We start from the raw sequence: 14,092 nt of genomic DNA, 5'->3' as shown, positions 1-14,092 counted from the left end.
GCGATGATCTGCTCTTCCGTAAACCGCTTTCTCTTCATCTGTCCGTCCTTCAATCGAGGCCGGACTCTAATCTCAGATGGAGGAAATTACCCGTGGCAGGTCAGGTGTCCTCGAAATTGAAGAATACCGCACTGGGCAGCGTGACCTGGCCGTCTTCCAACGCCACCAGCCGCGGCTGCCCGTTCCTGACCACGCTTACGGTGGAATTCGAAGTGCCGAAGTCGATCCCGGCGAATGCTGGTCGCATCGTGCGTTCCTGTATTTCTGATTTGGGGAGCAGCAGCTCGTGTCCGGCCGGGCCGGGGGTCGCGGTCTAACCCATACCCTCGGAAAGGGAAACCACTTTTACGAGAGTTCAGTCTTTCCTGAACACCAGTCTTCCGAGCCAGCCGGTCAGCATGGCCAGCGATACGGCAAAGACACCGTAGAGGAAGGAATAGTCGTGCGCGACGCGGAAGATCGACTGTTCGAAACCGGACTTGCGGATTTCGAGCTGGGCGGAGCTTTCCTTGATGAACAGGCCGCTCTTGAACAGGAAGGCGCGGGCCTTATGGGTGCCGACCGGAACGTTTGGGGCGAGCCTGACGGTGGCGCGGAACAGGTTCTGCGACAGGAACTGCACACCGCCGACATTCTCGCTGTAGAGGCCGGTCGCCGCCTTGCGTTCGCGCAGCGCGGCGGTGAACTCCTCGATTGTCGCCGGGCTGTCCTCCGCGTCGGCCGGCTGCAAATAGAGGTTGGAGGCGCCAAGCGACAGCTGCTTGTAGCTGTTCGGATCGGTGACGTCCTGCAGCGGCCGCGTCGTCGCCACCGAATAGGAGACAGGTACGTTTTTGAAGGTCTCCGACTCCAGATTGACCCAGACGCCGAGCACCCGGTCCTTGCGGCGCACGACGACCGGCCGAGCCGGGCCTTCCAGCACGACGATCACGTCGTAGCGCCCTTGCCGTGCGACAAGCGGATCGGCATTTTCCAGTGAGCCGAAAATGGTCAGGTCGGCGCCGGAAAAGCCGGCGGTAATCGAGACATTGTCGGTGGAAAGGCCGATCTGGATGTTTTCGGTTAGTGGCACCTGCGCCTTCGCCGGTGGCGCAGCAGCCAGCAGCGACAGCAAGGCGGCGGCCGCGAGCGTCCTTAGGCCGGCCATCAGCTCAGGCCCACGCCGGACAGAGAATAGAGATTGGGCGGCGTGACGAAAAGATCGATGGCAAGCCGGATGGCTACCGCCAGCACGAGCAGCGCCAGCAGCGCCCTGAGTTGCTCGCCCCGCAGCCTCTGACCAGCCTTGGCGCCATATTGCGCGCCGGCGACGCCGCCTGCCATCAACAGGAAGGCGAGCATGACGTCGACCGTCTGGTTGGTGGTGGCGTGGACCAGCGTGGTGTAAGCCGAGGTGAAGATGATCTGGAACAGCGAGGTGCCTATGACGACGTTGGTCGGCACTTTCAAAAGGTAGATCAGGGCCGGCACCATGATGAAGCCGCCGCCGACGCCCATGATCGAGGACAGGAAGCCAATCGCCGCGCCCAGCCCAAGCACCGGAATGACGCTGACGAAGAGCTTCGAGGCCCTGAACCGCATCTTCAGCGGCAGGCGGTGGATCCAATTATGCTGGCCGGATTTCTTCAACACCGGTGCGGCGCCGCTGCGAGTGGCGCGCAGCGCATTGACGCTCTCGACCAGCATCAGTCCGCCGACGGTGCCGAGCAGCACGACGTAGAGCAGCGAGATGAACAGGTCGAGCTGGCCGAGCCGGCGCAGGAGCGCAAAGACATAGATGCCACCGGTCGAGCCGACGATGCCGCCGGCTAAAAGCACGCCGCCGAGCTTGAAGTCGAGCGTGCCGCGCTTCATGTGCGACAGGGCGCCGGAGAAGGAGGAAGCGATGACCTGGTTGGCGCCGGTGGCGACCGCAATTGCCGGCGGTATGTTGTAGAAGATCAGCAGCGGCGTAATGAGAAAGCCGCCGCCCACGCCGAACATGCCCGACAGGAAACCCACCGCCGCACCCATGGCCAGCAGCACGAAGATGTTGACGGAAATTTCCGCGATCGGGAGATAGATGCCCACCCGTCAGTCTCGATCAGTTTGCCTCCTGGCGAATGCAACCGTTGCGGGCATTTTGCGTCAGAAGGCTATCTCGTTCTTGCGCCGGCCGGGCCGTGAAGTCAAACTTCGCCGCACCGCCGAAACAAAAAACAACTCAATCAGTTAACAGGCAAATCTGTGGCAAGGGCGTCGCGGAAACGACGCATCCGCCGTTATTTACGCGCAAGCAGCGCCTTGACCAGCTTTTCGTCGATCGCGCCGGTTGCCTTCATATCGTTGTCGGCCTGGAAGGCCATGATCGCGTTCTTGGTTTTCTGGCCCATCATGCCGTCGGGATTGCCGGCCTCGTAGCCGTTCTTGTTGAGAATGCGCTGGATGTTCTGGACCGCTTTCTTCATGTCGATGCCGGCGGTCGTCTGCGGTGTGCCGTCCTGCCACGATTCAGGAACGTCGGCCGAATTGGCGGCTGGATCGAGCGGCTTGGTCTTCCACAGTTCAGCCGCGGCCCGCGCACGCTCCAGCTGCTCGGGCCTCAGCGCCTTGGCGATCTCGTCGCGCTTGGCCGCCGCATCCTTGTCGCCGGTCTTGGCGACGAGTGCGAACCATTTGTAGCTCTCCTCGAGGTTCTGCTTCATGCCGACGCCCTTCGCCGCGAGGATGCCGAGATTGAACTGGCTATCCTTGACACCGAGATCCGCCGCCGCCTGGAACCAGCGCGCTGCCGATTCATTGTCGGTCACGCCATCCGCCGCCATCGCAAACAGCACGGCAAGATTGTGCATCGCGCTGGCATTGCCCTGCGCTGCGGCAAGCTGGTACCAGGTTTTCGCTTTCTTGATGTCGCGTGCGACGCCGATGCCCTTCTCGTAGAAATTGCCGATGCGGTATTCTGCCGGTGCGAAACCGAGTTCGGCAGCTTTCTCATACCATTTGGCCGCCGCCGCCATGTCTTCTTTGACGCCGCGAGACTCGGCGTAGCGCGAGCCGATCTCGAACAGCGCCTTGGCGTCGCCGCCGGCCGCTGCATCGCGCAGGGCGGCCGGACCGGCATCGGCCGGAACGTCGATCTTGGCAACGCCTGCCGCGGCAGCATCCGCCGGCGGCACCGTGCCGGTCGTGTCCTGCGTCGCAGCGGTGGCTATAGCAGGCGCGGCAGCCATTGGCTCGGCGTCGCTGGCCGTCGCCGCTGCCGGCGCGGGCACCGCGGCCGCGGTGTCTTGCGCCGCCAGGTCAGCGGGCGCCGCAGAAGCCGAGGGCGCCGTCGATGTCTCGGCTGCCGGTGTAGCGGGGCCGGTTTGCGCCGCCGTGTCGTCCTTGGTCATCGATGCGGATGGCTCTGCCTGCCTGACCGTGGGCGACGGCGCGCTCTCCTGTGTTGTCGTCTGCGCGTCCGCCTTCGGCTCGCTGGCAATGCTGGCCAAAGCGGTTTCCACCGGCTGTACGGCCACGGCCGGTGCCGCCTCATTGTTGGTGACTTCGACCGGGTCGGAGAAGAAGGCTTTGCCCAGTTGCAGGCCGGCAAGCGCCAGCATGATGGCGATTGCCCCCATCAGGATCGGCTTGCGTCGCGCCTTGAGCAGGTCGCCGATCCTGAGTGCCTTGACCGGGCCTTTCATCGTCGACTGGCGCTTGAGGGCGTCCGCCTCGGCGGCCGCCGCTTGCGCAGCCCGTCTGGCTGCCGCGATGAAGTCCGATTTCGCCGCCTCAGCGCCGCCTTCCCGGGTCGGCTGCCCGCGCTCGTCGCGCACGCGCTTCATGATGGCGCTGAGGTCGGGTGCGCCGGAGCCGGGTTCCAGTGGCCGGTTGGCGAGCTTGGGGTCGAGGGGCTCGTCGAGATCGACGCTCGGTATCTCGGCGCTCTGCGCCGAGCCTGCAAGCGGCGGCATCTCGGCGTCCTTCTTGCCCTTCAAGGCGCGCGCCAGCCCGCCTAACATCGATTTCCTGCCGCCGCCTTGCTCGGTTTTTTCACGCGTCGTGTCTGAACCGAGAGCCGCCAGGGCTGCTGCGGCGGCGGCCTCGGCTGGCGTACGCGGACCTGGCTCGTCGCGCACGAGCGCCGCGGCGCGGCCGTCGAGATCGGCCATGCTGCCCGTCAACGGCAGCGGCTGGTCGAGGTCCATCGACGGTGCGTCCTGCACCGAGATCTTGGATGGCCGGCCGAAACGCTTGCTCAACTCCGCGCTTGCCGGTTCGCCCGTCTCCAATGAACCAAGCCTGTCAACGATCTTGAGCAGCGTATCGTGGATAGCCTCGAACGTTCTCGAATTGCGCTCGTCCGAACGGCGCGTCAGTGCCTCGAGCGTCTTCAGGTCCTGGGCGAGGCCGGTAACGGCCGCCGTGTTGGCGCTTGATCCGGCCAGTGAGCGGACGGCGCTCTCAGCCGCCTCGCGCGCCGCGCCGAGGATGGAATCGCGGGTTCCGGCCAGCGACTTCTCGATTTCGTTGAGACGCGGGCTGATGTCGTCGAATTCCGGCAGCGGCGTGCCGGGCTTGGAAAGATGCGCCGTCAGGCCGGCGACCTGCGCTTCAAGGCTGCGGATCAACGCTGGGTCGATGCTGGCGACCTGCGCCGCGGACGAATCCAGCCGGCTTGAGATGTCTTCGAGCCGGCTCTCCAGGCCACGGATCGCCGCCTCGTTGGCGGGATCTGGAACGCGCGTCTCAATCCGCTTGGCCAGTGCGGTGAAGCGGGCGTCGATGGCATCCATAATGCCGGCGCTATCGACCTGCGGCATGCGCTGGTCCAGCCTGTCGGCGACCTCGTCCAACCGGCGCTCAAGGTCGCGAAACAGCATGTTGCCTTGTTCGATTGCGTCGCCCTGACGACGTTCCATCATGCTGGACAGCACGTCGAAGCGCTGCTCGAGCCCCTGGAAGATGTAGTCGGCGTCGGGCATGGCAGGTGCGTGGTCGATCTTGTCGGCAATAAGCGCGACTTGCCTGGCAAGGCGCTCCATCGCCTGTTCCGGCAGATTGGCTCGGCCGGCCAGTTCATCCACGCGGCTCGACAATGTGTTGAGACGGTCAATGACCTCCCGACCCGGACGATCCTGCGACACTTCTTCGATTTGCTGGGCCAGTGAATCGATCCGCTTCTCGATGCGTTCGAAGGGCTCGGGGTCGAACGAATTGGCTTGCGCGGCAACCGTCGAGGCGACGATCGCGCGGGAAATCTCGTCGAGCCGCTCGTCGATCTGACTGAATGTGTCGCCGCCGCGATTGTCCTGCTGGCGGGCGAAATGGTCGACCGCTCCGGCAAGCGTGCGGACCTTTTCCTCGAGCGAGCGCAGCGACAGCGATTCCGGCAGATTGCTGACGGCATTGCTGATCTGTTCGAGCCGCTCCGTCAGCGCCGACAGGCCGGGTGCATCGGAACGCTTGCGCTGATCGGCCTCGACGCGATCCTCGAAAGCGTTCCAGCGGCGGTCGAAATCGTCCCAGCGGCGTCCGACCGCCTGCACGCTCTCCTCGCGCGCCAGCGTATCGAGCGCGGCTTTGACCTGCTCAAGCTCGAGCCGCAGCATATTGACGCTTCTGTCGTCGCTTTTTTCGGCCAGTGTCTGGATGGCGCCGGAAAGCCGCTCGAATTCGACGCTGAGTTCGGCGCTGCCTTTGCCGCCGCCATTTGACTGGAAGGCTCGCCCAATATTCTTGCGCAGTACCTCGAACTCGCGTTGCAGGCCGGAGGTCATCTGCTGGCGCAAGTCTTCGCGCAGGCCGCGCAATTCCCCGGCGATCTTGCCGGCTAGGGCGACGCTGTCCTCCTGGCCGCGCACCCGGTCGATATCGCGGGCGATCGCCTGGTAATTCTGGTCGAAAGCCGCTGCTGGACCTTTCGGCCGCTGCGCGCGTGGATCCTCATACCGGCGCTGCTGGCCATAGGGTTGGGCGCTGGGATAGCGTGGTTCTGCCGCTGGTCGGCGCGGATCGGGGTGGCTTGCCGTCTCCTCGCGCGTCCGCTCCAGCCGCTGCTCCAGAGTTTCCAGGGAGCGGTTGAGCTCTTCAAGCGTCGTGTGCGGCCGGCGTTGCCTGCCGGCGTTGAGTGTATCGAGGTAGGACCGCTTGCTGTTCATCAATGCGCCCGTTTCAGAATTGCTGGCTTTCACCAGGTTCCCAAAGTCCTGCCGGGACGAAGGCGACTGCTTGGCTTGTTGCAGTGGAAGACGAGCTTCCCGGGTCTCATCCGCGCTCCGAAAAACCGTGAAAAATTCAGTACAGGATAGACACGGGTAACCGACATGCGCACATTTCGCCCCAACGTGGTAAACAACGCGTTAACCAAGCTTAAGAAGTTGCAACTTTGTCGGCTGGCCGCCGACGGCGCCGGGTGTCTTTTTTGGACGCGCAAAAGACGTTGTAGAATTTTGATCAGCCGCATGATCGCTCCCGAAATCGGCAACGACCTTTTAGGTTGTCCGCTGGTGCTGCGGCATAAAGTTGCAAGACCAGAACGCTCTTGCGTGGTGAGGCGGCTATCGATATAGAATTGACGTAAACGTAAATGAGCGGATTACGCCGTTTGCGATTTGTTTGTTGAAACCACGAGTGGAAGCACGCCCCCGCTTTCACTCAGGCGACGCAAGGTCCGCGACCGCGACGCCACCAGACGGGGAAAGCCAGTGACCATGAAACTTATTTCGCCCGGCCAAGCCGCGGCCAACACCAACGATATGTCGAGCGAAGCCGGTGAAGAGCTTGTCCGCATCGGCGAAATGGCCAAGAAATACGGAGTGACGCTGCGTACGCTGCGTTTCTATGAGGACAAGGGTCTGCTCAACCCGCAGCGCGACGGCTCGACCCGTCTCTATACACGCCGCGACAGGGCCCGGCTGAAGCTGATCCTGCTTGGCCGCAAGGTCGGGTTCTCGCTGCGCGACGTCAAGCAGATGATGGACCTCTATGATCCGAACGGCTCCAACACCAAGCAATTGCGGCTGGCGCTCGACAAGTCGGAGAAGCAGCTTGCCCGTCTGCAGAAGCAGCGGGCGCTGATCGACGACGCCATCAGCGAACTGAGTGCTTCGATGTCGACCGTCCGGCAAATGCTGATCGAGCGCTCGACGCCGCAGGCCAGCGTAGCGAGCTAAACTAAGCTTTCGATTTGTGACGAATAAGAGCCGCGTGGCTTTCGGTGCGCGGTTCTTCGTCGTTTGCCGTGCTTTGTCGTTTGTCGTCCTGGCGCGCGGGGGAAAATTTGACGCACCGCCGAATTGACGTTTACGCAAACGTCAATATTTGTTATCTCGACCACAACGTTGGTCCGTCTGCCATCCTCATATGCTGGGGCTGATTTCGGGGCCAAGACCGCATGGTGGAGGAAACGCATGCCGATCTACAGAGCGCCGGTCCGGGACACGCTGTTCGTGCTGAACGAAGTGCTGGGATATCGGCGTTATTCCAATCTTCCCGGATTTTCCGACGCGACGCCGGATGTGCTCGAGGCCATCCTTGCCGAGGGCGCGAAGCTCGCCGAAAACGTGATGCAGCCGCTGAACCGCGTTGGCGACGTGGAAGGCTGCATGCGCCATGACGACGGTTCGGTAACGACGCCGAAAGGCTTCAAGGAAGCTTTCGACCAGTATCGCGAAGGCGGCTGGATGGGGCTCGCGGCACCTGTCGAGTTTGGCGGGCAAGGCTTGCCCTACGCGGTGCACACTGCGGTTGCCGAATACATGGTGTCGGCCAATATGTCGCTGATGATGTATGCCGGCCTGACGCAAGGCGCGATCGCTGCGATCATCACCCATGGCACCAAAGAGCAGAAGGCAACATGGTTGCCGAAGCTGGTCGAGGGCGCCTGGACCGGCACCATGAACCTGACCGAGCCACACTGCGGAACCGATCTTGGCTTGCTGCGCACCAAGGCCGTCCCAAATGGCGACGGCACCTACAGGATCTCCGGTCAGAAGATCTTCATCTCGGCCGGCGAGCATGACATGTCGGACAATATCGTCCACCTGGTGCTGGCCCGTATCGAGGGCGCGCCGGATGGCGTGAAGGGCATCTCGCTGTTCATCGTGCCGAAGCTCAAGCTCGATGCCTCAGGCAATCCGGGCGAGAAGAACACCGTCTCCTGTGGCTCGATCGAGGAGAAGATGGGTATCCATGGCAACTCGACCTGCGTCATGAATTACGACGACGCTGAAGGCACGCTGCTCGGCGAGGCCAATGGCGGGCTGAAAGCAATGTTCACCATGATGAATGAGGCGCGGCTTGGCGTCGCCCTGCAGGGACTTTCGCTATCTGAGGTTGCCTACCAGAATGCGGTTTCCTACGCCAAGGATCGTCTGCAGGGCCGCTCGCTGTCAGGGCCGAAGGCGCCGGACAGGAAGGCCGATCCGATCATCGTCCATCCGGACATCCGCCGCAGCCTGATGACCATGAAGGCTTTCAACGAGGCCGGCCGCGCGCTGGCGCTGTGGACGGCGATCAAGTCCGACATCGCTCACCGCTCCGGTGACGACAAAGATCGCCAGGTCGCAGACGACTACACCGGCCTGATGACGCCGGTGGTCAAAGGCGTGCTCACCGACAAGGGGTTCGATCATGCGGTAATGGCGCAGCAGGTCTTCGGCGGCCACGGCTATATAGAAGAGCACGGCATGAGCCAGTTCGTCCGCGATGCGCGCATCGCCATGATCTATGAGGGTGCCAACGGCATCCAGGCGCTCGACCTCGTCGGCCGCAAGCTGGCCTTGAATGGCGGCCGCGCGGTCCAGGCTTTCTTTAAGGAAGTCGGAGAGTTCTGCGAGGAAAACCGCACCGACGAGACGATGGCGCCCTTCACCAAGGCGCTGAAGAAGGGCCTCAACGATCTGCAGACGGCGACGATGTGGCTGGTGCAGAACGGCATGGCCAAGCCCGATAACGCCGGTGCCGCCTCGACCGATTACATGCATCTCTTCGGCCTGGTGGCGCTGGGCTATATGTGGGCGCAGATGGCCAGGGTGGCCGCAGCGAAATTGGCGAATGGCGCCGACGGCGCTTCGTCTTTCTACGACAACAAGCTGGTGACGGCGCGCTTCTTCATAGAGCGGATCATGCCGGAGACGTCGGCGCATCTTGCCCGCATCTCCAGCGGTGCCGACACATTGATGGCACTGCCGGCGGAAGCGTTCTAGCTTCGGCGTTCCCCTCCCCTCGAGGGGAGGGTGGCCCGAAGGGCCGGGAGGGGTCCTGCGTGCAGTGCGCCGACCTCCATTCTGGTGCATGCCTTGGAGGAAAATGATCGCAATGCCGTGGCATATGGCGCAGGTTGTAAAAGACAAGGTCGAGCACGTCATCGGCGACCCCACCCGGCCGCTTCGCGGCTACCCTCCCCTCGAGGGGGAGGAGAACGTTGGCGCGAGGGAGAAACCATGACCCACCCCGCCGAAATCCTCGGCCTTCCCAAGCCCGCCTGGGCGGCGGACGAGGTCGGCATGCTTTACGACATGGCGCACCGCTTCATGTCGGAAGAGATCGCGCCGCGTTACGACGAATTCGAGAAGAACGAAATGGTCGACCGCGAGAGCTGGCTGAAGGCGGGTGCTGCCGGCCTGCTCTGCGCCTCGATGCCGGAGGAATATGGCGGATCGGGCGGCACCTTCGCGCATGAGAGCGCCATCATCGAGGCGATCGGCCATGTCGGCGTCGACGGGTTCGGCATTGGCCTGCACAATTCGATCGTTGCCCCCTACATCCTCCACTACGGCTCGGAGGAGCAGAAGAAGAAGTGGCTGCCGAGGCTGGCGACCGGCGAGCTGATCGGCGCCATCGCCATGACCGAGCCCGGTGCGGGCTCCGACCTTCAGAGCGTCAAGACGCGCGCCGAAAAGGACGGCAACCAGTACAAGCTCAACGGCTCGAAGACCTTTATCACCAACGGCCAGCTCGCCAATTTCATCATCGTCGTTGCCAAGACCGATCCTGAGAAGGGCGCCAAGGGCATCTCGCTGATCGTCGTCGAGACTGACGAGGTGGAAGGTTTCGAGCGCGGCCGCAACCTCGACAAGATCGGCCTCAAGGCCAACGACACGTCGGAACTGTTCTTCAACGACGTGCGTGTGCCGACCTCGAACCTGCTCGGCAACGAGGAAGGCCAGGGCTTCGTCCAGTTGATGCAGCAATTACCGCAGGAGCGGCTGCAGATCGGCACCACTGCTATCGCCATGGTCGAGCGGGCGCTGGCGCTTACCATCGACTACGTCAAGGAGCGCAAGGCCTTCGGCAAGGCCATCATCGAATTCCAGAACACCCAGTTCAAACTTGCCGAATTGAAGACCGAGGCGACCATCGGCCGCGTCTTCTATAATGACTGCGTTGCCCGCCACATTAACGGCGGCCTCGACCCGGTGACCGCGTCTATGGCCAAATACTGGCTGTCGGACCTGCAAGGAAAAGTAGTCGACGAATGCCTTCAATTGCATGGCGGCTATGGCTACATGAATGAATATCCGATTGCGCGCATGTTCCGCGACGCCCGCGTCCAGCGCATCTACGGCGGCACCAACGAGATCATGAAATTGCTGATCGGGCGCTCGCTCTGAGCGAGTTTCAGCAAACCCAAGGAGCAGGAAAATGGCCGAAGCTTATGTCTATGATGCCGTGCGCACGCCGCGCGGCAGGGGCAAGAAGGATGGCTCGCTGCACGAAGTGCCGGCGGTGCGGCTCGGCGCCAAGGTGCTCGAGGCCATCCGCGATCGCAACGGGCTGGACACCGGCACCGTCGACGACATCATCTTCGGTTGTGTCGATCCGGTTGGCGAGGCGGGTGCGGTCATTCCACGTGCCGCCGCTTTCGAGGCCGGCTACGACACCAAGGCGCCTGGCATGCAGATATCGCGCTTCTGCGCCTCGGGCCTCGACGCCATCAATTTCGGCGCCGCCAAGATCGCGCAGGGCGCCGACGAGATCGTCATTGCCGGTGGCGTCGAATCGATGTCGCGCGTCGGCATGGGCGCCTCCGGCGGCGCCTGGTTCATGGACCCATCGGTCGGCCTGCCCGGCTGGTTCGTGCCGCAAGGAATCTCGGCCGACCTGATCGCCACCAAATACGGCTTTTCGCGCGACGACGTCGATGCCTACGCAGTCGAAAGCCAGAAGCGTGCCGCCAAGGCGTGGGGCGAGGGCCGCTTCAAGAATTCGGTGATCTCGGTCAAGGACCAGAACGGCCTGACCATTCTCGACCATGACGAACATATGCGGCCCTCGACCGACATGCAGTCGCTGGCCGCGCTCAACCCGTCCTTCGTCATGCCCGGCGAAATGGGCGGCTTCGACGCCGTCGCCGTGCAGAAGCATCCCGAGGTGGAACAGGTCAACCACGTCCACCATGCCGGCAATTCCTCCGGCATCGTCGATGGCGCGGCGGCCGTGCTGCTCGGCTCGAAAAAGGCGGGAAAGACGCTCGGCCTCAAGCCGCGCGCACGCATCCGTGCGTTCGCCAATATCGGCTCCGAACCGGTGCTGATGCTGACCGGCCCCGTCGACGTCACCGAGAAGCTGTTGAAGCGGGCGAAGATGAGGCTGTCGGACATCGACCTGTTCGAGCTCAACGAGGCCTTCGCTTCGGTGGTGCTGCGCTACATGCAGGCTTTCGACATTCCGCATGACCGGATCAACGTCAATGGTGGGGCCATCGCCATGGGCCATCCGCTCGGCGCCACCGGTGCGATGATCTTCGGTACGGTGCTGGACGAATTGGAACGCCGCGACCTCAACACCGCGCTGGTGACGCTTTGCATCGGCGCCGGCATGGGCACTGCAACGATCATCGAACGCGTCTGACGGAGAGAGATGATGAGCTACACCAATTTCACCCTCGACATCGACGCCGACGGCATTGCGCTGGTCACCTGGGACATGCCGGACCGTTCGATGAACGTCTTCACCGAGGAGGTGATGCTCGAACTGAATACCATCGTCGACAAAGTGGCGAGCGATGCAGCGATAAAGGGCGCGGTGATCACCTCCGGCAAGGATACGTTCTCGGGCGGCGCCGACATCACCATGCTGCAGAAGATGCTGGCGACCTTCGCCGCCGACAAGGCGAAGGACCCGGAGAAGGAGACCAAGGCGCTGTTCGACAATGCGGGCACCATGAACGGCCTGTTCCGTAAGCTGGAAACTTCGGGAAAGCCATGGGTTTCGGCGATCAACGGCACATGCATGGGTGGCGCGTTCGAATTGTCGCTCGCCTGCCATGGCCGTGTCGCGGCCGATTCAGACAAAGTGAGGATGGCGCTTCCCGAAGTGAAGATCGGCATTTTTCCGGGGGCCGGCGGCACCCAGCGCGTGCCACGGCTGACCGACCAGCAGCAGGCGCTGCAAATGCTGACGTCCGGCCAGACGCTGTCGCCTCAGAAGGCCAAGTCGATGGGCCTGATCCATGAGATTGCCGAGCCGGACAAGCTGGTCGAAACCGCCAAGGCGATGATCAGGAACGGCTTGAAACCGGTGGCGCCATGGGATGAAAAGGGCTTCAAGCTGCCCGGCGCCCCGATCTATTCGGTGGCCGGTGCCAATCTGTGGCCGCCGGCCATCGCCATTCTGCGCCGAGAAACCTATGGCAATTATCCCGCCGCTGCCGCCATCCTGAAATGCGTCTATGAGGGCCTGTTGGTGCCGTTCGACACCGCCTTGCGGATCGAGCAACGCTATTTCACCGAGATCATGCAGACCAGGGAAGCGGCAGCGATGATCCGTTCGCTGTTCGTGTCGCTGCAGGAACTGAACAAGGGCGCGCGCCGCCCGGCCGGTGTGCCGGAAACGAAGTTCAAGAAGATCGGCGTACTCGGCGCCGGCTTCATGGGCGCCGGTATAGCCTATGTGACGGCCAAGGCCGGCATTCCGGTGGTGCTGCTCGACCGCGACATGGAGTCCGCCGCCAAGGGCAAGGCGCATTCCGACAACCTGATCTCGGATCAGGTAAAGAAGGGCCGTGCCAAGCCGCAGGACAAGTATCAGTTGCTGTCGCTAATCACGCCGACGGCCGACTATGCGGATCTCGCCGGCTGCGATCTTGTGGTCGAGGCGGTATTCGAGGATTCGGCCGTAAAGAAGGGTGCCACCGAACAGGCCGAGGCTGTGCTCAAGCCGTCGGCGATCTTCGCCTCGAATACGTCGACCATACCGATTACATCGCTGGCCAGGAATTCGGCGCGGCCGAAGAATTTCATCGGCATCCATTTCTTCTCGCCGGTCGACAAGATGATGCTGATCGAGATCATCCTCGGCAAGAAGACCGGCGACAAGGCGTTGGCAACCGCGATCGACTTTGTCCGTGCCATCAAGAAAACGCCGATTGTCGTCAACGATACGCGCGGCTTCTATGTTAATCGCTGCGTGCTGCGCTACATGTCGGAGGCCTACAAGATGCTGATCGAAGGTGTTCCGGCGCCAATGATCGAGAACGCGGCCAAGGCCGCCGGCATGCCGGTCGGTCCTTTGGCGTTGACCGACGAGACGGCGATCGACCTTGCCCAGAAGATCATGAAGCAGACCATGCGCGACCTCGGCGACAAGGCGGTCGATCCGAAGCAGATGGCGCTGATCAACACGATGGTCGACACGCATAGTCGCTTGGGCCGCAAGAACGGCAAGGGCTTCTATGACTATCCGGCAAAACCGGCCAAGAAGAAGCTGTGGCCAGGCCTCAGGGATCTCTACCCGCAGCTGGCGCCGGAGCAGGTCGATTATGAGGAACTGAAGCAGCGGCTGTTGGTCACCATCGCGCTTGAGGCGGTACGGGTGATGGAAGAGGGCATCGTTACCGACCCACGCGAGGCCGATGTCGGCTCGATCCTGGCCTTCGGCTTCGCGCCCTATACAGGCGGTGCACTGTCCTACATCGACGGCATCGGCGCGAAGAAATTCGTCAAACTCGCCAAGCGCCTGCAGAAGAAATACGGCACCGAGTTCAAGGCGCCGAAGCTGCTGCTTGATATGGCCGAGAAGGGCGAGACCTTCTACGAGCGCTTCGATCCCTATACCAGAGACGAGGCCAAGGAGGCAGCCTGACCCCGTCTTCGGCGGTGGACAAGATGGCGGCCAAGGGATAGAA

The 14,092-nt window shown here is 62.6% G+C and carries 8 protein-coding genes and 1 pseudogene; 5 read left to right on the top strand and 4 right to left on the bottom strand.

Annotated elements, in window-relative coordinates; all coding sequences use genetic code 11:
• Positions 1–106 precede the first annotated feature (106 nt).
• The 4 genes and pseudogenes from NKI29_RS26660 to NKI29_RS26645 form a co-directional block, all read right to left on the bottom strand.
• Positions 107–247: pseudogene (locus NKI29_RS26660) on the bottom strand (Hsp70 family protein); the annotation flags it as partial.
• Between the two features lie 108 nt (positions 248–355).
• Entirely contained in the window at positions 356–1,147 is a 792-nt protein-coding gene (locus tag NKI29_RS26655) for a TIGR02186 family protein (protein WP_352576961.1), read from the bottom strand.
• Positions 1,147–2,070, bottom strand: a complete 924-nt coding sequence (locus NKI29_RS26650) for a sulfite exporter TauE/SafE family protein (protein WP_023676949.1) — start codon at positions 2,068–2,070, stop codon at positions 1,147–1,149. The genes NKI29_RS26655 and NKI29_RS26650 overlap by 1 nt, the downstream gene beginning before the upstream one ends.
• 191 nt (positions 2,071–2,261) lie before the next feature.
• Positions 2,262–6,122, bottom strand: coding sequence for a peptidoglycan-binding protein (locus NKI29_RS26645; protein WP_352635735.1), 3,861 nt, complete (start codon positions 6,120–6,122; stop codon positions 2,262–2,264).
• Positions 6,123–6,674: 552 nt separating this feature from the next.
• Here NKI29_RS26645 and NKI29_RS26640 point away from each other — a divergent pair.
• The 5 genes from NKI29_RS26640 (at position 6,675) to NKI29_RS26620 (ending at position 14,049) form a co-directional block, all read left to right on the top strand.
• On the top strand, positions 6,675–7,136 hold the full coding sequence (locus NKI29_RS26640) for a MerR family transcriptional regulator (RefSeq protein WP_023677331.1): 462 nt from the start codon (positions 6,675–6,677) through the stop codon (positions 7,134–7,136).
• Positions 7,137–7,373: 237 nt separating this feature from the next.
• Positions 7,374–9,170 carry an acyl-CoA dehydrogenase gene (locus tag NKI29_RS26635; RefSeq protein ID WP_352570359.1) on the top strand — a complete coding sequence of 599 codons (1,797 nt, stop codon included), beginning with the start codon at positions 7,374–7,376 and terminating at the stop codon, positions 9,168–9,170.
• 237 nt (positions 9,171–9,407) lie between these two features.
• Positions 9,408–10,577: an acyl-CoA dehydrogenase family protein gene (locus NKI29_RS26630; protein ID WP_352570360.1), complete on the top strand. Its 1,170-nt coding sequence runs from the start codon at positions 9,408–9,410 to the stop codon at positions 10,575–10,577.
• 31 nt (positions 10,578–10,608) lie between these two features.
• The gene (locus tag NKI29_RS26625) at positions 10,609–11,817 is read left to right on the top strand and encodes an acetyl-CoA C-acetyltransferase (RefSeq protein WP_352570361.1); all 1,209 of its coding nucleotides are present in this window, start codon (positions 10,609–10,611) and stop codon (positions 11,815–11,817) included.
• 12 nt (positions 11,818–11,829) lie between these two features.
• Complete coding sequence (locus NKI29_RS26620; RefSeq protein ID WP_352570362.1) at positions 11,830–14,049, top strand: 3-hydroxyacyl-CoA dehydrogenase NAD-binding domain-containing protein; 2,220 nt, start codon at positions 11,830–11,832, stop codon at positions 14,047–14,049.
• Positions 14,050–14,092 lie beyond the last annotated feature (43 nt).

Origin of the sequence: Mesorhizobium sp. M0678 (genome assembly GCF_040320505.1) — a bacterium.
Taxonomy (GTDB): Bacteria; Pseudomonadota; Alphaproteobacteria; order Rhizobiales; family Rhizobiaceae; genus Mesorhizobium.
This window is presented reverse-complemented; position numbering and strand designations above follow the sequence as displayed.

Excerpts from the sequence above, each read along its gene's own strand:
- NKI29_RS26640 (WP_023677331.1), top strand. The coding sequence starts at position 6,675 with ATGAAACTTATTTCGCCCGGCCAAGCCGCGGCCAACACCAACGATATG.
- NKI29_RS26655 (WP_352576961.1), bottom strand. The coding sequence starts at position 1,147 with ATGGCCGGCCTAAGGACGCTCGCGGCCGCCGCCTTGCTGTCGCTGCTG.
- NKI29_RS26630 (WP_352570360.1), top strand. The coding sequence starts at position 9,408 with ATGACCCACCCCGCCGAAATCCTCGGCCTTCCCAAGCCCGCCTGGGCG.
- NKI29_RS26635 (WP_352570359.1), top strand. The coding sequence starts at position 7,374 with ATGCCGATCTACAGAGCGCCGGTCCGGGACACGCTGTTCGTGCTGAAC.
- NKI29_RS26620 (WP_352570362.1), top strand. The coding sequence starts at position 11,830 with ATGAGCTACACCAATTTCACCCTCGACATCGACGCCGACGGCATTGCG.
- NKI29_RS26645 (WP_352635735.1), bottom strand. The coding sequence starts at position 6,122 with ATGAACAGCAAGCGGTCCTACCTCGATACACTCAACGCCGGCAGGCAA.
- NKI29_RS26625 (WP_352570361.1), top strand. The coding sequence starts at position 10,609 with ATGGCCGAAGCTTATGTCTATGATGCCGTGCGCACGCCGCGCGGCAGG.